Source organism: Streptomyces sp. NPDC002176 (assembly GCF_044903645.1).
In the GTDB taxonomy this organism is placed as follows: domain Bacteria; phylum Actinomycetota; class Actinomycetes; order Streptomycetales; family Streptomycetaceae; genus Streptomyces.
The window spans coordinates 393,178-412,848 of sequence record NZ_JBJDQW010000006.1; the positions used below are offsets into that span (position 1 = coordinate 393,178).

The following is a 19,671-nucleotide window of genomic DNA, read 5'->3' on the forward strand; positions in this document are numbered from 1 at the left end:
ATGAACGTGCCGGTCCGGTGGCATGGGTGGGGCTTCTGAGACGCAGTGTGTCGGTGCGTGCCGAGGGGATCGGGGCGAGTCGACGGAAGGGTCTGGGGAGTCATGCGTACTGAGGCCATCGACCGGGTGACGCTGGTGTTCTCGCTGTTCGACGCGAACGGCAACGGTCATCTGGACCCGGAGGACTTCGAGCTGATGGCGTCGCGGGTGACGGCGGCGGCCGAGGGTTCGGGGGAGGGTGCGCGGGCGCGGATGTCGGCGGCGTTCCAGCGGTACTGGGAGACGCTGGAGGCGGAGCTGGACGCGGACGGGGACGGGCGGATCACGCTGGAGGAGTTCCGGGCGTGTGTGCTGGCGCCGGAGCGGTTCGCGGGGACGGTGCGGGAGTTCGCGGAGTCGTTGGCGACGCTGGGTGATCCGGCCGGGGACGGGGTGATCGGGCGTCCGTTGTTCACGGGGTTGATGCGGGCGATCGGTTTCGCGGGTCCGAACATCGACGCGCTGTTCGACGCGTTCGGTCCGGACGGGGAGGACCGGATCGCGGTGGCGACGTGGGTGGCGGGGATCGAGGACTTCTACGCGCCGGACAAGGCGGGAATTCCGGGGGACCACCTGGTGAGTGCGGTGGTCTGAGGGAGGGGGGGGCGGGGTGAGGGGCGGTCCGGGGTGACGGTCGTGGGGCTCGCCGTGGGGCGGGGTACGGGCGCCGAGGTGGCGGCGGTCTTCGAGCGGGTGCTGGGGGTGCTGGCGGGGGCGTACGGGGTGCCGGTGCGGGTGGAGCGCGCGGGGCGGGTCTACCACTCGTACGTGTCGCTGCGGGGTGAGGCGCCGGAGCGGGTCGCGGCGCTGACGGCGGAGGACGCGGCGCATTACGAGGGGTTCTGCCGGGGGCTGGCGGGCCGGGGGGTCTCGGCGGTGTTCCGTACGGCGATCAACGCGCAGTCGTTGTATCTGGTGCGGCAGCGCCTTCGTGCGGTGAAGGTGGACGGGCTGGGGGGTCCGCCGGGTGGGGTGGCGCCGGAGCTGCTGTTGGTGCGGGACCAGGCGCAGGGGTTCTACACGGGGGAGAACCGTCATGGTCCGGGCCGGGTGGTGCGGACGATGGAGTTCACCCAGGAGATCACGAACGAGGTGATCGACTGCGCGTTGGCGCGGGCGCGGCTGGTGTGGCCGGAGGGTGGGGCCGCGCGGGTGGTGATGGCGTACAAGTTCCATCTTTTGGACGGGGCGCTGGACGACTGGGTGCGCGGGGCGGCGGCGCGGCATGGGGTGGAGGTCCGGTTGTGCCAGCCGGACACGGTGAACCGGGATCTGATCGCGCACGGGCTGCCGTCGAGGACGGTGGTGGTGGCGGGGAACGAGTGGGCGGACATCATGCATGTGGTGCTGCTGGACCGGTTCGGGGGTGAGCGGCAGGAGAGCCGGTTCACGGAGAACGTGCATCTGCTGCCGGAGGTGGCGGGGCTGGTGGAGTTCCAGACGGTGCACGGCTCGGCGGACGATCTTGAGGGCCGTGACCTGGTGAATCCGGTGGCGACGATCCGGGCGGCGGCGGCCGTGGCGGAGCGGCATGTGGGGTGTCCGGGGGCGGTGGCGGCGGTGGAGGGCGCGCTGGCGGGGCTGGCGGCGCGGGGGGTGGGGACGCCCGATGTGGGTGGGTCGGCGTCGACCGGTGGGGTGGTGGCGGGGGTGCTGGCGGGGCTGGGGGTGCCGGGTCCGGGGGCGGACGCGCTGGTGGCGGGGGCGTGAGCGGGGCGGGGGGTGTGGTGCTGGTGGTGGTCGATCTGCAGAACGACTTCTGCGACGCGCCGGCCGCCGCCCGCCACGGGAGCGATCCGGGGGTGCTGGCGGCTGCGGCGGGGGCCGCGGCCGGGGTGGTGGAACAGGCGCGGGCGGCCGGGGTGGAGGTGGTGTTCGTCCGGTTCCTGGGGGATGTGGAGCATCAGGGGCCTAGTTGGCGGCGGCGTGACCGGGTGCTGGGCAAGCGGGCGAAGTGCGTGTCGGGGAGTGGGGGCGCGGAGTTCCACGGGGTGGTGCCGGTCGCGGGGGAGGCGGTGTTCACCAAGTACGCGTGTTTCGACGCGTTCTTGGTGGATGGGTTCGAGCGGCATTTGCGGGAGCGGGGGGTGGTGCGGCTGGTGTTCGCGGGGGTGTTCACCGATGTGTGTGTGGATTCGACGGCCCGGACGGCGTTCCAGAAGGGGTTCGAGGTGTCGGTGCTAACGGACTGCACGACACCGCTGCATCTGCCGGAGCCGCTGGTGCTGTCGTTCATGGAGCGCGTGTACGGGGCCCGGCTGACGACGCGTGCGGACCCGGAGCTGTGGGCCGCGCGTCCCTCGACCGAGGAGGAATCATCGCGACCGTCGGTACGGCGGACCGGCCCGGTGCCGGTGACTTCGGAGTGGACGCGGGAGTAGGGGTGACCGCGCTGCTGGTCGCGGCGGCGCGGGCGATCGAGGCGCGCCGTCCGGACGCGCTGGCGCGTGATCCGTGGGCGGAGTGTTTCGTACGGGCGGCGCCGGTGTCGGCCGGGTGGCCGGTGTCTCCGGAGGAGGTGCCGCGTGGGGAGGCCGATCCGGTGTGGGGGCGCCTCGCCCGGTACTTCGGGCTGCGGACGCGGGTGCTGGACGACGCGCTGCGCTCGGCGGCGCGTGCCGGGACCCGGCAGTTCGTGCTGCTGGGGGCGGGCCTGGACACGCGGGCGTTCCGGCTGGACTGGCCGTCGGGCAGCACGGTGTGGGAGGTGGACCGGCCCGGTGTGCTGGGCTTCAAGGAGGGGGTGCTGGCGGGGGCGGGTGCGGTGCCGTCGGCCGGGCGGGTGCCGGTGCCGGTGGACCTGCGCGGCGACTGGGCGGCGGCGCTGCTCGGCGCCGGTCTGGAGCCGGGGCTGCCGACGGCGTGGGTGGCGGAGGGGCTGTTGCTGTACCTCCCGGCGGACGCCGAGCGCCGACTCGTCGCGGTCGTCGACGAGTTGAGCGCGCCGGGCAGCATGCTGGGCTACGAGGTGAAGCTGCTGGAGGAGGCCCGCGCGGTGCGGGACAGCCCGGTGTACGTGGAGGCGCGCGAGCGGCTCGGGGTGGATCTGCTGGCCCTGTTCGACGGTGATCCGCGTCCGGATTCGGCGGCGGATCTGGCGGGCCGGGGCTGGCGGACTCAGCTGGGTACGCCGTACGACCACGCCCGCAGGTACGGCCGGGGGCCGCGGCCGGAGCCGGACGACGCGCTGGCGGCCAACCGCTGGGTGTGCGCGGTGAAGGGCGCGGCGGGGGTCAGCCGGTGGTGAGGCGGACGGGCTGGGTTCCGGCGATGAGCGCGGTCAGCGCGTGGTCGATGCCGGGGCCGAGGTACCAGTCGCCGGTGTGGTCGAGGGTGTAGACGCGGCCCTGGGTGTCGATGGCGAGGAGGGCGGCGGTGTCGGTCTCCTCGCCCAGCGGGCTGAGTTCGGTGCCGAGGGCACAGCCGAGGTCGCCGAGGGTGCGGGCGAGGTGCAGGCCCTGGAGCGGGTCGAGGTGGAGGGCGGCGGGGGCGATCTGGCGTCCGGTGCCGGTGGGGGTGACGCGCAGTCCGCCGAACTCGGCCCAGGCTTCGACTGCGGCGGGGAAGACGGCGTGCCGGTGTCCGGCGGGGGAGAGGTGTTCGCGCAGGGTGTCGGCCCAGATCTCGGCCTGCTTTATGTCCCAGCGGCCGGGGTGCCAGCCCGCGGTGCGCAGCGCGTTGTCGACGGCGCCGGGGAAGCGGGGTGCGGTGCCGTCCGGCCCGTGGGGTGCGGCGAGCCTGGGGGATGAGGTGCGGTCGGGGTGCATCTGCCCTATCGATATCGATCGTCGTGCTGGTGAGCTGAGTACGTGGCCCGGCGGGGGCGGGTTCAGTCGCCGGTGGTGGCCGGGTCGACGACGCGGACGCCGAAGTGGGCGCTGAGGGCGGCGCAGGCGCGGCAGGGGGTGGCGAAGCTGCCGTGCAGCGGGTCGCCGTCCTCGCGTATGCGGCGGGCGGTGAGCTTGGCGTGCTTCAGGGACTTGCGGGCCTCGCCGTTGGTCATGGGGCGGCGGGCGGAGCGCCTGCTGCGGGTGGCGTCGGCGGCGGTGAGGTGCCGGGAGATGAGGATCGTCTCGGCGCAGCGTCCGGTGAAGCGGTCGCGCTGGCCGCTGGTGAGGGTGTCGAGGAAGTCCTGCACGAGGTGGTGCAGGGGGGCGGGCTGGTCGCCGCGGGCGGCGGTGCCGGTGAGGGTGGCGCCGCGTACGGAGAGGGCGGCGGCGACGGCGGGCAGGATGCCGTCGCGGCGGTGCAGCAGGGCGGGGGCGGGAGGCTCGTTGCTGTCGCTCCAGCCGATGCGAGGGTCGCCGGCCCGCACGTCGGTACCTCCGGTCGGCATCGTGTTCATGATCGTCTTCCCTCCCCCGGGCCCGCGCCCGAGGGACACAGAGTGCCAAATGCCGTGGCGGCTGCGGAAGCTGGGGCGGTGCGACACGCTGGGGCGGGGCTCCGCCGTCACGTGCGGTGACGGTTGATCACACAACTGACGGGCTCTCGCGGGGGTGTTCGAGAGGGTGGGGCGGAGGACCGGGGTCCGGTGGGCCGGTGACCGGCACACGTGTACCGCATAGGCTGTCGGCACCGCGCCGGGGCGCGGCCTTTAGGCGTCGGTGACGTTGAAGACAGTCGGATACGGGTCGGGGCGTACCGGAGAGGGTGCGGTGCCCGGCTCGTACAGAGTGCCGCAGGGGGCAACCGCCATGACGACAGGTCGGCTCGGGCAGGAAGCCGCGCCGCCGAACGCGGCCTATGCCGGGCAGGTCGTGCACTTCCCGGACCCGGTGCGGGCGGCCCGCCATCCGCGCGGGGTGCGGATCGACGAGCACGGTCATCCCGACTTCGCGCCGTACGCGCGCGCGGCGGCCGAGATCGCGGAGCCCCCGGAGGGGTTCGGCGTCGACGAACTGCGGCTGACGGACTACGTGTCGGCCAACGCGGTGCTGGCGGCGTCGGGGCACGAGCTGTGGGACACGGTGCCCGAGGTGGCGACGCCGCACGGCTGGACGTGGCACCACGTGGCGGGTTCGCGGCGCCTCGAGCTGGTCCCGGTCGAGGTGAAGGCGCTGCTGCGGCACCACGGCGGGGTGGCGACGGCGGTGGTGGACCACGCCAAGCGCGGCACCCGCCCGCTGAACGAGACGCGTCCGGTGCACTTCGCGCTCCCCAAGTCGGGGATCGCGGTGACGGAGTCGCAGGTGCAGGGCGTCGAGGAGGACCTCGGCTACCGGCTGCCCGGCGCCTACCGCTCGTTCCTGAAGGCGGCCGGCGGCTGCGCGCCGGTGGGCGCCGCGCTCGACGCCGAGCTGGGCCTGCTGCTGGACCAGCCGTTCTTCACGGTCCGGGACGAGGCCGCGGTCAACGACCTGGTGTACGTGAACAAGTGCCTGCGCGACCATCTGACCAAGGACTACCTGGGCGTCTCGTTCGTCCAGGGCGGTCTGGTCGCGGTGAAGGTGAAGGGCGAGCGGGCGGGCTCGGTGTGGTTCTGCGCCTACGACGACGTGCGGGACACCGACCCGTCGTGGTCGGCGGCGGAGCGCGTCGAGCGGCTGCTGCTGCCCTGCGGCGACGACTTCGACGCGTTCCTGTCCCGGCTGGCCGGTGATCCGCCGGAGCTGGACACGGTGGCGAGTCTGATGGTGGACGGCGGCTTCGCGCGGGCCGTCCCGGTGTCTCCGGCGTCCTCGGCGCCGGCGGGGGAGTGAGGTCCCGGTCATGGTGACGTTTGCGCGCGCGCAGGAGCGCGGCGAGGAATGGATCAACGGGGACGTCCCGGCGTACCAGCACCGTGAGGTGCGGGTGCGGGAGTTCGACCTCGGGTTCGTGGTGTGGGGCGAGGACCGTGCGGACGGCCCGCGTTCCGACGCGGGCGGCCAGCGGCTGGTCATCGCGCGGGACAGCGGCGAGGCCACGCTGTGGCCCGCGCTGCCGGTCGGCGAGGTGATCCGCCGGTACGAGGAGACGTACGGCCGCCCCGACGACGTCGAGGACGCGGCACCGGTGCCGCCCGCCGCACGGGTGGACCTCAACCAGACGTCGTTCCTGCTGAGTCCTCCGGAGTGGCTGCAGGAGGCGGCGGACAAGCTGGGCATCCCGGACCGGCGTCAGGGTTCGGGTACGGGGGCTGGCCAGGCTTCGGGCACGGGGTCCGGTCAGGGTCTGGGCACGGGGGCTAGCCAGGGTTCGGACACAGGGGCCGGTCAGGGTTCGCCCTCCGTGCCTGCTCAGGGTTCTTCCGCGGGGCTCGCCCGGACGCAGGCCGGGCTGCCCGTCGCCGCTCCGGACAGCGGGGCCGCCTGGCCCGCCGCCAAGGGGGAGGCGGAGGAGGTCCGTGACGGGGACACTCCGTGGGCCGGTACGGACACCAACGCCGAGGGCGGCGAGGACCGTTCGGTGCCGCTGCCCGCGACGGTGTTCGCGCCGCCGCTGAACGACGGCACCCCGCCCCCGCCCGCCGCCGCGCCGGACGCGAAGACGGCCCTGATGTCGGGCGGCAGCCAGCTCCCGCCCACCGCCGTCGCGCCCGCGGTGGACGACACCGAGGCGCCCGCCCAGGGCACCGGCACCGACACCCCGCCCGCTCCGGCACGGCCGCTGCCGCCGCACGCCGGGGACATCGCCGACGCCGCGACCAGCAAGGCCCCGCCGCCGCCCCGCAAGCGCGGCCCCGGTCTGCCCCCGCACCCGCCGGGCGCCCCCGGCGCACCGGGCGCGCAGCCGGGCGCCGAGGGCTACGTACCGACGCAACTGGTGTCCTCGCTCGGCCCCGAGAACCCCTCCGGGCCCGGCGGTACGCCGCAGCCGCCGGCCGCTCCGGGCACCCCGGCGCCGCCCCGGCCCGCCGGAGCGCCCGGTGCCGTGCACCACGCGGAGACCGTGCTGTCCCCGCCGTCGCCCGGCGGCCCCGGCGTACCCCCGCCGTCCGCCCCCGGCACGCCCCCCGCGCCCGGCACCCAGCCGACGGCCGGGATGCCGCCCGTACCCGGTATGCCGCCGGGTCCGCCGCCCGCGCCGCGGCCGATGCCGCAGGGTGCGCCCATGCCCCCGCCCGGCGCGATGCCGCCACCGGGAGCGATGCCGCCTCCGGCCGGTGCCATGCCGCCGCCCGGTGCGATGCCGCCCCCGGCCGCGCCGATGCCGGGGCAGCCGGGCGCGTACGGGTATCCGCCGCAGGGGCAGCCCATGGTGGGCCCCGGCTACCAGGCGGTGCTGCGCTACCGCGCCCACGACGGCTCGGAGCAGCAGCTCATCCGGCGTTCCGCGCCGGGCACCCCGCACCCGGAGTGGCAGATCTTCCACGAGCTGCGCGCGATGAACGTGCCGCCGGACCAGGTGCTGGAGCTGCACACCGAGCTGGAGTCCTGTGAGCTGCCGGGCGCGTACTGCGCGCGGATGATCCGGGAGCAGTGGCCGCAGGCACGGATCGCGTCGATCGCGCCGTACGGCACGGATCACGCGAGCCGTCAGGAGGGCATGCAGGAGCTGCTGGCCCATCAGGGCGAGCTGCACCAGGTCGCGGACGGTCCCGCGCGGCCCGCGCCGGTGCGGGCGCCGCTGCCGCCGGTGCCGCCCGCGCCGCCGATCCCGCCGGAGGGCGTCGCGCAGGAGCTGGCGGCGGTGTTCGGGCCTGGCGTCTACCGGTTCGAGCAGCAGGCGGTGGCCCGGCAGGGCGTGCCGCCGGTCGTGGCGCACACCCTGGTGGTGGCCGGACTGCCGCTGGACATGGGCCCGTTCTTCTGGGCGCAGGCCCAGCCGGGCCGTCCGGTGCCGACGCTGGCGGAGCTGGCGGCCGAGCGCGGGGTGGCCCCGGCCTCGGACGCGGGGTCCTACCTGGTGATGGGTACGGACTTCGGCAGGGCGATCTGCGTCCAGTACGGCACGGCGAACATCGTGGCCGTGCCGGTGGAGAGCGGGCCGGGCGGTGCGCCGGTGCCGCCGCAGTTCGTCAACTCCGGGCTGCCCGAGTTCGCCCGCTGCCTGGCCCTGCTGGGCCGGATGTGGCGGCTGCGGTACGGCCTGAACCAGGAGCAGGCGGCCCGCTGGACCGTCGACTTCCAGGCCCAGCTGGCGGCCCTGGACCCGGCCGCGCTGGCGTCGCCGGAGAGCTGGTGGTCGGTGCTGCTGGAGCAGATGTGGGACGGGCTGCTTTAGCGCGCGCGTCCGCTGAAACGTGGGGCCCTTCACCGGTTCGGGTGAAGGGCCCCACGGCGTTTCCCGCCCGTTCCTGACCCGATGTCATCGGCGGAGTGTCGCGTGATGAACACCTATGACCCACCCGGCAGGATATGCCGGAAATCATCATGTCGGGTATGTCCGACGGAGAGGGGTCCCGGTGAGCGGCACAGCGAGGACACCGCGCGGTTACCGCCCCGACCAGGTCGACACGTTCCTGGCGGCGCTCTCCCGCGACCGGGACGCGGCCTGGGAGCGCGTGGCCCGGCTGACCGTGCTGGCCAGGCGGATGGAGGCCGAGGCCGCGCGGCTCGGGGAGACGGCCGCGGGGCTCGCCCCGCAGGAGTACGACGCCCTCGGCGAGCGGGCCCGGCACGCGTTCCGGCTGCTGCGCGAGGAGGCGGCCGCCGTGCGCGAGGCGGCCCACGAGGAGGCACGGCACCAGGTCGCGCGGGCCGAGCGGGAGGCGGCCGGTGTGGTGCGGGCCGCGCGGGAGGCGGCCGACGCGCTGTGCGCCGAGGCCGAGGAGGAGGCCGGTCGGCTGCTGCTGGCGGCGCGCACCGAGGCGGACCGGGTACGCGTGGACGCCCGGCGCGAGGTACGGGAGCTGCGCGGGCAGGCCCTCGCGGCGCTGCGTGAGGCGCGCGCCCACACCGCCACGATGCCCGCCGCGCAGGAGGCCGAGCGTACGGAGCGCCGGGCGGCGGCCGAACGCGCGGACGCGGAGCGGGCGGTGACCGCCGAGGCCCGCCTCGCCGAGCGGACGGCCCGCGCGGAGGCCGGACTCGCGGCGGCCGGGCGGGCCCTGGAAGAGGCGACGCACTGGGCCCGCCACCGCCAGGACGAGGCGCACGCGCGTGCCGCCGAGATCGTCGCCGCGGCCCGCCTCCACGAGGAGCGCACCGCCCGCGAGACGGAACACGTACTGCGCGAACACAGCGACACGTGGGACGACGTACAGGCCCAGACGAGCCGCGTACGCGACCACCTCACGGAGCTGACGGGCCAGGTCGCCGCCGCGCGGTGATGCCGGGTCATGGAGCGCCCTCGGGGACGGGTTGACCCTGACGCGGCGTAAGGGTGGAGGCTGAGCCGGTCCGGGGTGGAGACGACCCTGAGAAGGGCTCCACCCGGCGGTGGAGTACCCCTAGGGGTATCTCCGTACGCGGGCTCGGGGAGGGTTCGTCCCCGCGGAGGACGAGGGCGGCCCCACCCCGTCCTTAGTCTGGTCTTATGCCGCCAGGGGGGCGGCTGGCCGAACCCCGGGGGGTAGGGATTTCCCCCGGGGAGACGGGGGTCCGCACCAGCGTGCGGCACCCCCCGCTCCGGCCAGACTTCAGGCGTAGCGCACGGACGTACCGGCCCGCACCACTCCACTCCCGCATCGCACCGCGATCCAGGGTGCCCGCGATCGACCCGCATAGGAGACATACCGTGACATCGGCTGTGACCATTCCCAGGCACGGGGGCACTGGAGGGCCTACGGCCGTGGCCGCGCGGGCGCGGCAGGTCGTGAAGGCGTACGGGGCCGGGGAGACCCGCGTCGTCGCCCTCGACCACGTCGACGTGGACATCGCCCGCGGCCAGTTCACCGCGATCATGGGCCCCTCCGGGTCCGGCAAGTCCACCCTGATGCACTGCCTCGCCGGTCTGGATACCGTGACCAGCGGTCAGATCTATCTGGACGACACCGAGATCACCGGCCTGAAGGACAAGAAGCTCACCCGGCTGCGCCGTGACCGGATCGGGTTCATCTTCCAGGCGTTCAACCTGCTGCCGACGCTGAACGCGCTGGAGAACATCACGCTGCCCATGGACATCGCGGGCCGCAAGCCGGACAAGGCGTGGCTGGACCGGGTCGTGGAGACCGTCGGGCTCGTGGACCGGCTCAGGCACCGGCCCACCCAGCTCTCCGGCGGCCAGCAGCAGCGCGTCGCCGTGGCCCGCGCGCTCGCCGCCCGGCCGGAGATCATCTTCGGTGACGAGCCGACCGGAAACCTCGACTCCCGCGCCGGTGCCGAGATCCTCGGCTTCCTGCGCCGCTCGGTGGACGAGCTGGGCCAGACCATCGTCATGGTCACCCACGACCCCGTCGCCGCCTCCTACGCGGACCGCGTGCTCTACCTCGCCGACGGCCGGATCGTGGACGAGATGCTGAAGCCCACGGCCGAGCAGGTCCTGGACCGCATGAAGGACTTCGACGCGCGGGGGCGTACCTCATGACCGTCCTGAAGACCTCGCTGCGCAACTTCCTCGCGCACAAGGGCAGGATGGCGCTCTCCGCGATCGCGGTCCTGCTGTCGGTGGCGTTCGTCTGCGGCACCCTGGTGTTCACCGACACCATGAACACCACCTTCGACAAGCTCTTCCAGGCGACGTCCTCCGACGTCACCGTGAGCGCCAAGGGCGCCTCCGACACCGGGGAGACCACCTCCGACACCGGCAAGCCGCCGATACTGCCCGCCGCCGTCGTCGGTGAGATCGAGCGGGCGCCGGGCGTGAAGTCGGCCCAGGGCACGGTGTTCTCCACCTCGGTCACCGTGGTCGACGGCGACAAGAACAAGCTGTCGCCCACCAGCGGCGCGCCGACCATCGTCGGCAACTGGAACGGCAACGACGCCCGCACCATGAAGGTCACCACAGGCGCCGCGCCCAAGGACTCCGGCCAGATCATGGTCGACGCCGACACCGCGAAGAAGCACCACCTGAGGCTCGGCGACGACATCGGCGTCATCACCGCCGTCGGCACGCACCACGCGCGCGTGTCCGGCATCGCCACCTTCACCGTCACCAACCCCGGCGCGGCGATCTTCTACCTGGACACCAGGACCGCCCAGCAGGCCCTGGTCGGCCGCACCGGCGTCTACACCAACGTCAACGTCACCGCCGCCCAGGGCGTCACCGACGCCCGCCTGAAGCAGGACGTGAGCGCCGCCCTCGGCGCCGGATACAAGGTGCAGACCGCCAAGGAGGTGGCCGACGCCAACCAGCAGGACGTGAAGGGCTTCCTCGACGTCATGCGGTACGCGATGCTCGGCTTCGCCGGGATCGCCTTCCTGGTCGGCATCTTCCTGATCATCAACACCTTCTCGATGCTGGTCGCCCAGCGGACCCGCGAGATCGGCCTGATGCGGGCCATCGGCTCCTCCCGCCGCCAGGTCAACCGCTCGGTGCTGATCGAGGCCCTCCTCCTCGGCTTCATCGGCTCCCTGCTCGGCGTGGGCGCCGGGGTCGGCATCGCCGTCGGCCTGATGAAGCTCATGGGCCAGATGGGCATGCACCTGTCCACCGACGATCTGACGGTCGCCTGGACCACCCCGGTCGCCGGTGTGGTGCTCGGCGTCGTCGTCACCGTCCTCGCCGCCTACCTCCCGGCCCGCCGCGCGGGCAAGGTCTCCCCGATGGCCGCCCTGCGTGACGCGGGCGCCCCGGCCGACGCCAGGGCCGGGGTGATCCGCGCGGTGATCGGCCTGGTCCTCACCGGCGCGGGCACGGCGGGCCTGTTCGCGGCCGCCGCCGCCGACAAGGCCGGGGTCGGCTCCGCCTGGCTGGGCCTCGGCGTGGTGCTCACCCTGATCGGCTTCGTGGTGATCGGCCCGCTGCTCGCCTCCGGCGTGGTGCGCGTCCTCGGCGCGATCGTCCTCCGGGTCTTCGGCCCGGTCGGCCGCATGGCCGAGCGCAACGCGCTGCGTAACCCGCGCCGCACCGGTGCGACCGGCGCCGCCCTGATGATCGGCCTCGCCCTGGTGGCCTGCCTGTCCGTGGTCGGCTCGTCCATGGTGGCCTCCGCCACCGACCAGCTCGACAAGACGGTGGGCGCCGACTTCATCGTCCAGAGCGACAACGGCTCCGTCATCACCCCGCAGGCCGTCGAAGCGCTCAAGAAGACCCCGGACCTGGAGCGGGTCACCGAGTACAAGCTCCTGCCCGCCGCGCTGACCACACCGGACGGCAAGGTCGCCAAGAAAGAGACGATCAACGCGGCCGACCCCTCCTACGCGCAGGACCTGCGCTCCGAGACCGTCGCGGGCGACCTCGCCGACGCCTACCGCCCCGACTCCATGTCCGTCTTCGAGGGCTTCGCCGAGGAACACGGCCTGAAGATCGGCTCCAAGGTCGACGTCGCCTTCAAGGGCGGCCGCACGGCCGCACTGACGGTCCGCGCGATCACCAGCGACGACGCCGCGATCGACCGGGGCGCGATGTACGTCTCCATCGCCACCGTGAAGAAGTACGTGCCCGCCGACAAGATGCCGCTCGACATGCTGTTCTTCGCCACCGCCAAGGACGGAAAGCAGGACGCCGCGTACACGTCGCTCAAGGCGGCCCTGCACGACTACCCGCAGTACACCGTGCGCGACCAGACCGACTACAAGGAGGCCCTCAAGGACCAGATCGGCCAGCTGCTCAACCTGGTCTACGGACTCCTCGCGCTGGCGATCATCGTCGCCGTCCTCGGCGTGGTGAACACCCTCGCCCTGTCGGTGGTCGAGCGGACCCGCGAGATCGGCCTGATGCGCGCGATCGGCCTCTCCCGCAGGCAGCTGCGCCGCATGATCCGCCTGGAGTCCGTGGTCATCGCCCTCTTCGGCGCCCTCCTCGGCCTCGGCCTCGGCATGGGCTGGGGCGCCTCCGCCCAGAAACTCCTGGCCCTCCAGGGCCTCATGGTGCTGGACATCCCCTGGCCCACGATCCTCACCGTCTTCCTCGCCTCCGCCTTCGTGGGCCTGTTCGCGGCCCTGATCCCGGCGTTCAGGGCGGGGCGGATGAATGTGCTGAGCGCGATCGCTACGGAGTAGGGGGAGTGAGGGGGCTGGTGCCGGGGGCTGGGGGCTCCCGGCACCGGCGTGTCTGGGGAGGGGCGCTGCGGGGTGTTTGCTTTCCAAGTCGCCCTTTTCCGCCAACCGAGACGGGCGGGCTGGGTGGGAAACCGGGGGGTCCAGGGGGCAGAGCCCCCTGGTACACGAGCTGCAGCACAGGGCACCAGAGCAACAGAGGTTATCCACAGCCCCCGCCAAGCCCGACCGCAGCGTCGTACGCTGGAAGACCCCCGGCCCGTAACACGAGTCGGGCGATTCGCGTTCCCACCCCCAGGACGGAAAGCCCCCTCCATGAGCCTGCACGGTCTGCTCGACGCCGTCGTCAAGGACCCCGCCCTCGCGGAAGCGATCACCGCGGCCACGGACGGCAACCGCCCCCACATCGACCTCGTGGGTCCCCCCGCGGCCCGCCCCCTGGCGATCGCCGCCCTGGCCCGCGAGACCACCCGCCCGGTGCTCGCGGTCACCGCCACCGGCCGCGAGGCCGAGGACCTGGCGGCAGCCCTGCGCTCACTGCTGCCGTCCGAGGGCGTCGTGGAGTACCCCTCCTGGGAAACCCTCCCGCACGAACGCCTCAGCCCGCGCAGCGACACCGTCGGCCGCCGCCTGGCCGTCCTGCGCCGCCTGGCCCACCCCCGCCCGGACGACCCCGAGACCGGCCCCGTCTCCGTCGTCGTCGCCCCCGTACGCTCCGTGCTCCAGCCGCAGGTCAAGGGCCTGGGCGACCTGGAGCCCGTCTCCCTGCGGACCGGCGAGACCGCCGACCTGAACGAGACCGTGGAAGCCCTCGCAGCCGCCGCGTACGCGCGCGTGGAGCTGGTCGAGAAGCGCGGCGAGTTCGCCGTACGCGGCGGCATCCTGGACGTGTTCCCGCCCACCGAGGAACACCCCCTGCGCATCGAGTTCTGGGGCGACGACGTAGAGGAGATCCGCTACTTCAAGGTCGCCGACCAGCGCTCCCTGGAGGTCGCCGAACACGGCCTGTGGGCGCCGCCTTGCCGCGAACTGCTCCTCACCGACGACGTACGAGCCCGCGCGCGTGCCCTCGCCGAGGAACACCCCGAGCTGGGCGAACTGCTCGGCAAGATCGCCGAGGGCATCGCGGTGGAGGGCATGGAATCCCTCGCCCCCGTCCTGGTCGACGACATGGAGCTGCTCCTCGACGTGCTCCCCAAGGGCGCGATGGCCGTGGTCTGCGACCCTGAGCGGGTCCGTACCCGCGCCTCCGACCTCGTCGCCACCTCCCAGGAGTTCCTCCAGGCGTCCTGGGCGGCCAGCGCGGGCGGCGGCGAGGCACCCATCGACGTTGGCGCGGCCTCCCTGTGGTCCATCGCGGACGTGCGGGACCGCGCGCGCGAGCTGGACATGATGTGGTGGTCCGTCTCGCCGTTCGCCGCCGACGAGGAGTTCGACGGCGACACCCTCAAACTCGGCATGCGCGCCCCCGAGACCTACCGCGGCGACACCGCGCGGGCGCTCGCCGACACCAAGGGCTGGCTCTCCGAGGGCTGGCGCACGGTGTACGTCACCGAGGGCCACGGCCCGGCCGCCCGCACCGTCGAGGTCCTCGGCGGCGAGGGCATCGCGGCCCGGCTGGACGCCGACCTCGCCGAGCTGAGCCCCTCCGTGGTGCACGTCTCCTGCGGCTCGATCGACCACGGCTTCGTGGACGCGGCGCTCAAGCTGGCCGTCCTCACCGAGACCGACCTGACCGGGCAGAAGGCCGCCGGACGCGAGGGCGCCCGGATGCCCGCCCGGCGCCGCAAGGCCATCGACCCGCTCACCCTGGAATCCGGCGACTACATCGTCCACGAGCAGCACGGCGTCGGCCGCTACATCGAGATGGTGCAGCGCACCGTCCAGGGCGCCACCCGCGAGTACCTGGTCGTGGAGTACGCGCCTGCCAAGCGCGGCCAGCCCGGCGACCGGCTGTACATCCCCACCGACCAGCTGGAGCAGATCACCAAGTACGTCGGCGGCGAGGCGCCCACCCTGCACCGCCTGGGCGGCGCCGACTGGACGAAGACCAAGGCGCGCGCCAAGAAGGCCGTCAAGGAGATCGCCGCCGACCTGATCAGGCTCTACAGCGCTCGCATGGCCGCCCCCGGCCACGCCTTCGGCGGCGACACCCCCTGGCAGCGCGAGCTGGAGGACGCCTTCCCGTACGCGGAGACCCCCGACCAGCTCACCACCATCGCCGAGGTCAAGGAGGACATGGAGAAGTCGGTCCCGATGGACCGCCTGATCTGCGGCGACGTCGGCTACGGCAAGACCGAGATCGCGGTCCGCGCCGCCTTCAAGGCCGTCCAGGACGGCAAGCAGGTCGCCGTCCTGGTGCCCACCACGCTGCTGGTGCAGCAGCACTTCGGCACGTTCTCCGAGCGGTACTCGCAGTTCCCGGTCAACGTGCGCGCCCTGTCCCGCTTCCAGACCGAGACCGAGGCGAAGGCGGTACTGGAGGGGCTCAAGGACGGCTCGGTGGACATCGTCATCGGCACCCACCGCCTGTTCTCCTCCGAGACCAAGTTCAAGGACCTCGGCCTGGTCATCGTCGACGAGGAGCAGCGCTTCGGTGTCGAGCACAAGGAGCAGCTGAAGAAGCTGCGCGCCAACGTGGACGTCCTCACCATGTCCGCCACGCCCATCCCGCGCACCCTGGAGATGGCGGTCACCGGCATCCGCGAGATGTCCACGATCACCACCCCGCCCGAGGAGCGCCACCCAGTCCTCACCTTCGTCGGCCCGTACGAGGAACGGCAGATCGGCGCCGCCATCCGCCGTGAACTGCTGCGCGAGGGCCAGGTCTTCTACATCCACAACCGGGTCGAGTCCATCGACCGCGCGGCCGCCCGGCTCCGCGAGATCGTCCCCGAGGCGCGGATCGCCACGGCCCACGGCCAGATGTCCGAACAGGCGCTGGAACAGGTCGTGGTGGACTTCTGGGAGAAGAAGTTCGACGTCCTGGTCTCCACGACGATCGTCGAGTCCGGCATCGACATCTCCAACGCCAACACCCTGATCGTGGAGCGCGGCGACAACTTCGGCCTCTCCCAGCTGCACCAGCTGCGCGGCCGCGTCGGCCGTGGCCGCGAGCGCGGGTACGCCTACTTCCTGTACCCGCCGGAGAAGCCGCTCACCGAGACCGCGCACGAACGGCTCGCCACCATCGCCCAGCACACCGAGATGGGCGCCGGTATGTACGTGGCGATGAAGGACCTGGAGATCCGCGGCGCGGGCAACCTGCTCGGCGGCGAACAGTCCGGCCACATCGCGGGCGTCGGCTTCGACCTTTATATGCGCATGGTGGGCGAGGCCGTGGCCGACTATCGGCGCCAGTTGGAGACCGGCGAGATCGAGGAGGAAGCGCCGCTCGAGGTCAAGATCGAGCTGCCGGTCGACGCGCATGTCCCGCACGACTACGCGCCCGGCGAGCGGCTGCGCCTCCAGGCGTACCGGTCCATCGCCTCCGCCAACTCGGAGGACGACATCAAGGCCGTCCGCGAGGAACTCACCGACCGCTACGGCAAGCTGCCCGAGCCGGTGGAGAACCTGCTGCTGGTCGCCGGTCTGCGCATGCTCGCGCGGGCCTGCGGCATCGGCGAGATCGTCCTCCAGGGCAACAACATCCGCTTCGCGCCGGTGGAGTTGCGCGAGTCGCAGGAGCTGCGGCTGCAGCGGCTGTACCCCGGCTCGGTCATCAAGGCGACCGCGCACCAGGTGCTGGTGCCGCGCCCCAAGACGGCGAAGGTCGGCGGCAAGCCGCTGGTCGGCCGTGAACTCCTGGGCTGGGTAGGGGAGTTCCTGGCGTCGATCCTCGGGTCTTGAGGTCTTGGGGTCCTGAGGCAGTCGGCTGAGAGGGCCGGGGGAGCGGGCATTCCTCCGGCCCTTTCCGCTGCCCTTTTCGATGCCCGGCCCTGGTGTCAGTCGGCCGCCGAGTGGAACAGCATCGCCGTGAGCGCGCGGAACATGTCCTCCGGGTCCTCCTCTCCCACCTGGCCGTCGAGGTTGTGGCCGAGGAGCAGCGTGGCGTAGCCGTGGGCGAGGGACCAGGCGGCGATCCCGGCCAGCCGGGCGTCGGGGCCCCGGTCGCCGGGGTCGACGGTGGTGACGGCCTGGCCCAGGGCGTCGGCGGCCAGCGCCCGGGCCGTGGTCAGTTCGAGATCCTCGGCGCGCAGCAGCTCGGGGCTGAACATCACCTGGAAGTGCGCGGGGTGCTCGCGGGCGAAGCGGACGTAGCGCACGCCCGCCTCGCGCAGTCCGGGCGCCTCCCGCAGGGCGTCCGCGAGCAGGCCGAACCCCTCGGCGGCTATCGCGGTGAGCAGCCCGGTCCGGTCCTTGAAGTGGTGCGCGGGCGCCGCGTGCGAGACGCCCGCCCGGCGGGCGAGGTCGCGCAGGCTGAGCGCGCCGGGGCCGTCGGCGGCGATGACGTCGAGCGCGGCGGACAGCACGGCGCGCCGCAGGTCGCCGTGGTGGTACGACCGCCCATTTGCGGACGCGGACTTGGAGGGGCTCATGGACACCAGAATACGCAGAATCTAGTCATTGACAAGTTATCCCCAGCCGGGCAATCTAGTCAGTGTCAAGTCGAAGGCGGCCGACCAGCGGTCGCATCCGGGGGAGGAGACCGGCATGTCCGAGAAGACGCAGGAAATGGTGGAGACAGCTCGCGTTCGCCAGCTCTGGCACCTGCTGGAGCCGTTCCACGCACTGCTCTATTTCGCACCCGAGGTCGAGCAGGAGATGGCCGCGCTCGGGTACGGGACGCGGGATCGCTGGCCCGTCTACTTCCCCTTGCGCGCGGCTCCGTTGGGCGAGGTCGGCGCCGAGCGGGTGACCTCCGCCTTCTACAGCTTCAGCCCGCGCATGGTCACCGAACACATGAAGCGGGCGTGGGACATCTCCGACCCTCGAGAGGTCCTGGCGGCCCGCCTGCGCGGCATTGACCGCGCCTACCGCGCCATCCTCGGAGACCGTGTGGACGGCCCCGGGCTGGCCGAGGCCGCCGCCCTGGCCCGCCGCGCGGCGGAGTCGGCGGGCACCGAGGGCCGTCCGCTCGCGGCGGCCAATGCCGAACTGCCCTGGCCCGAGGCGCCGCACCTCCAGCTGTGGCACGCGGCCACCATCCTCCGGGAGCACCGGGGCGACGGCCATCTGGCCGCCCTGCTCGTCGAGGGGCTCGATCCGGTGGAGTCCCTGGTGTCCTTCGCGGCGATAGGCGCCGCGTCCGTGGAGCGCTTCGAAAGCCGCGGCTGGAACCGTGCGGAGTGGGCGGACGCCCGTGAACGCCTCGCCGCGCGCGGCCTGGTGGAGCCGGACGGTACGGCCACCCAGGAGGGTCGCGCCCTGCGCCGCCGCGTCGAGGACCACACCGACCGCCTGGCCGCGGGCCCTTGGCAGTCCCTCGGCCGAGCGGACGCCGACCGCCTGGCCGACCTCCTCGGCGACCACTGGGTCGCGGTCCTCTCCTCCGGCCTCCTGCCTTCCGAATCCACCCTGGGAATAGGCAAGGTCTGAGCGAGGCGCGCGAACCGGCAGGGTCTCAGAGCCCCTAATGACCCTGTACGCCCCTTTGGCTCCTATCCACCAAGCGCCGCCCGGCGGTTACGGTGGAGGGCGGATCTCTCCGCCCGCGTCCGCGGACGGACCAGGGCGAGCGAGGGGGACGTGCCGTGAAGCGTCTGTGGGGCGGGGCGGTCACCGCCATGGCCGTGATGACCGCAGTGACGGGCTGCAAGGCCGAAGAGGTCAACGGCTCTTCCGGCGCGGAGCCGACGGGCGCCAAGGGGGCCGCCCTGGCCGCCGCCGACACCCTCGAGGTCAAGGGCCGCGCACCGAAGACCGGTTACTCGCGCGAACGCTTCGGCAGCGCCTGGGCCGACACCGACTCCAACTCCTGCGACACCCGCGACGACATCCTCAAGCGCGACCTGACGGAGGTGAAGTTCAGCGACGGCAAGTGCAAGGTGACCTTCGGGGTATTGGAATCCGACCCCTACTCCGGCAAGAAGGTCACCTACCGGCGAGGCCGCAGCCTGGTCGACATCGACCATGTCGTCGCCCTCTCGGACGCCTGGCAGAAGGGCGCCAAGTACTGGGACGCGGGCAAGCGCATAGCCCTCGCCAACGACCCCCTGAACCTCCTGGCGGTCGACGCGAGCACCAACCGAGGCAAGGGCGACGGCGACACCGCCACCTGGGTCCCCCCGGAGAAGAAGTACCGCTGCACCTACGTCGCCGCCCAGGTCGCCGTGAAGAAGAAGTACCAACTCTGGGTCACCTCTGCGGAGAAGTCCGCGATGAAGAAGATCCTCGCCGACTGCCCCACCCAGAAACTCCCCACCGGCGGCAACCCCACCAACGCCCCGTCCCGCTTCCGGGCCCGCTGACCCGACCGGTCGGCACGCCCGACGGCACCTTCCGGTCGTCCATGCATCGCATCGGTGTGCACTTGCTCATGGGACGGCAAAGATGTTCACAAGCTGCAAAGGGGTGTTTATCGACAAAATGACCGGTTGAGCAAGCGGCGTTCAAGAGTTGCGCAAGATCGTCTCTCGTGGCTGTCCACAGGGTGTTCACAACGGCAAGATCAATAGGCTTATCTGTCCTTTATTGATCGCTGGAGTCGAACCCGTGCCTATAAGGC

Annotated in this window: 15 protein-coding genes; 12 read left to right on the top strand and 3 right to left on the bottom strand. The window is 72.7% G+C overall.

Annotated features, from left to right (window positions below; all coding sequences use genetic code 11):
* Positions 1-102: 102 nt before the first annotated feature.
* Genes ACI2LY_RS27495 through ACI2LY_RS27510 form a run of 4 tightly spaced genes read left to right on the top strand, consistent with a single transcriptional unit; the run spans position 103 to position 3,286 of the window.
* Positions 103-633, top strand: a complete 531-nt coding sequence (locus tag ACI2LY_RS27495) for an EF-hand domain-containing protein (RefSeq protein WP_404709489.1) — start codon at positions 103-105, stop codon at positions 631-633.
* 33 nt (positions 634-666) lie between these two features.
* A complete protein-coding gene (locus ACI2LY_RS27500; RefSeq protein WP_404709490.1) occupies positions 667-1,749 on the top strand; it encodes an isocitrate/isopropylmalate family dehydrogenase in 1,083 nt (360 codons plus the stop codon).
* Positions 1,746-2,420 (top strand): cysteine hydrolase family protein, encoded by a 675-nt coding sequence (locus ACI2LY_RS27505; RefSeq protein ID WP_404709491.1) that lies wholly within the window; start codon positions 1,746-1,748, stop codon positions 2,418-2,420. The genes ACI2LY_RS27500 and ACI2LY_RS27505 overlap by 4 nt, the downstream gene beginning before the upstream one ends.
* 2 nt (positions 2,421-2,422) lie before the next feature.
* Positions 2,423-3,286 carry an SAM-dependent methyltransferase gene (locus ACI2LY_RS27510; protein ID WP_404709492.1) on the top strand — a complete coding sequence of 288 codons (864 nt, stop codon included), beginning with the start codon at positions 2,423-2,425 and terminating at the stop codon, positions 3,284-3,286.
* Here the strand turns inward: ACI2LY_RS27510 and ACI2LY_RS27515 are convergent.
* Both ACI2LY_RS27515 and ACI2LY_RS27520 read right to left on the bottom strand, forming a co-directional pair.
* Entirely contained in the window at positions 3,273-3,806 is a 534-nt protein-coding gene (locus ACI2LY_RS27515) for an SUKH-3 domain-containing protein (RefSeq protein ID WP_404709493.1), read from the bottom strand. The genes ACI2LY_RS27510 and ACI2LY_RS27515 overlap by 14 nt on opposite strands.
* A gap of 62 nt (positions 3,807-3,868) precedes the next feature.
* A complete protein-coding gene (locus tag ACI2LY_RS27520; RefSeq protein WP_366569066.1) occupies positions 3,869-4,384 on the bottom strand; it encodes a YwqJ-related putative deaminase in 516 nt (171 codons plus the stop codon).
* Positions 4,385-4,736: 352 nt separating this feature from the next.
* Here ACI2LY_RS27520 and ACI2LY_RS27525 point away from each other — a divergent pair, with 352 nt between their 5' ends.
* The 6 genes from ACI2LY_RS27525 to mfd all read left to right on the top strand — a co-directional run bounded on the left by ACI2LY_RS27525 (position 4,737) and on the right by mfd (position 16,853).
* Entirely contained in the window at positions 4,737-5,741 is a 1,005-nt protein-coding gene (locus ACI2LY_RS27525; RefSeq protein WP_404709494.1) for an SMI1/KNR4 family protein, read from the top strand.
* Between the two features lie 10 nt (positions 5,742-5,751).
* Positions 5,752-8,187, top strand: coding sequence for an SUKH-4 family immunity protein (locus ACI2LY_RS27530; RefSeq protein WP_404709495.1), 2,436 nt, complete (start codon positions 5,752-5,754; stop codon positions 8,185-8,187).
* 181 nt (positions 8,188-8,368) lie between these two features.
* Complete coding sequence (locus tag ACI2LY_RS27535; RefSeq protein ID WP_404709496.1) at positions 8,369-9,235, top strand: cellulose-binding protein; 867 nt, start codon at positions 8,369-8,371, stop codon at positions 9,233-9,235.
* Between the two features lie 407 nt (positions 9,236-9,642).
* The gene (locus ACI2LY_RS27540; RefSeq protein ID WP_393913931.1) at positions 9,643-10,431 is read left to right on the top strand and encodes an ABC transporter ATP-binding protein; all 789 of its coding nucleotides are present in this window, start codon (positions 9,643-9,645) and stop codon (positions 10,429-10,431) included.
* Complete coding sequence (locus ACI2LY_RS27545) at positions 10,428-13,007, top strand: ABC transporter permease (protein WP_404709497.1); 2,580 nt, start codon at positions 10,428-10,430, stop codon at positions 13,005-13,007. The genes ACI2LY_RS27540 and ACI2LY_RS27545 overlap by 4 nt, the downstream gene beginning before the upstream one ends.
* Before the next feature lie 312 nt (positions 13,008-13,319).
* Positions 13,320-16,853, top strand: a complete 3,534-nt coding sequence (mfd, locus tag ACI2LY_RS27550) for a transcription-repair coupling factor (RefSeq protein WP_404709498.1) — start codon at positions 13,320-13,322, stop codon at positions 16,851-16,853.
* Positions 16,854-16,948: 95 nt separating this feature from the next.
* Here mfd and ACI2LY_RS27555 read toward each other — a convergent pair whose 3' ends face one another.
* Positions 16,949-17,542 carry a TetR/AcrR family transcriptional regulator gene (locus ACI2LY_RS27555; RefSeq protein WP_404709499.1) on the bottom strand — a complete coding sequence of 198 codons (594 nt, stop codon included), beginning with the start codon at positions 17,540-17,542 and terminating at the stop codon, positions 16,949-16,951.
* Between the two features lie 115 nt (positions 17,543-17,657).
* On the opposite strand from ACI2LY_RS27555, the gene ACI2LY_RS27560 reads away from it, so the two are divergent.
* Together ACI2LY_RS27560 and ACI2LY_RS27565 are read left to right on the top strand one after the other, a co-directional pair.
* A complete protein-coding gene (locus ACI2LY_RS27560; protein ID WP_404709500.1) occupies positions 17,658-18,542 on the top strand; it encodes a hypothetical protein in 885 nt (294 codons plus the stop codon).
* A 188-nt stretch (positions 18,543-18,730) separates the two neighbouring features.
* Positions 18,731-19,414 carry an HNH endonuclease family protein gene (locus tag ACI2LY_RS27565; protein WP_404709574.1) on the top strand — a complete coding sequence of 228 codons (684 nt, stop codon included), beginning with the start codon at positions 18,731-18,733 and terminating at the stop codon, positions 19,412-19,414.
* Positions 19,415-19,671: the final 257 nt, after the last annotated feature.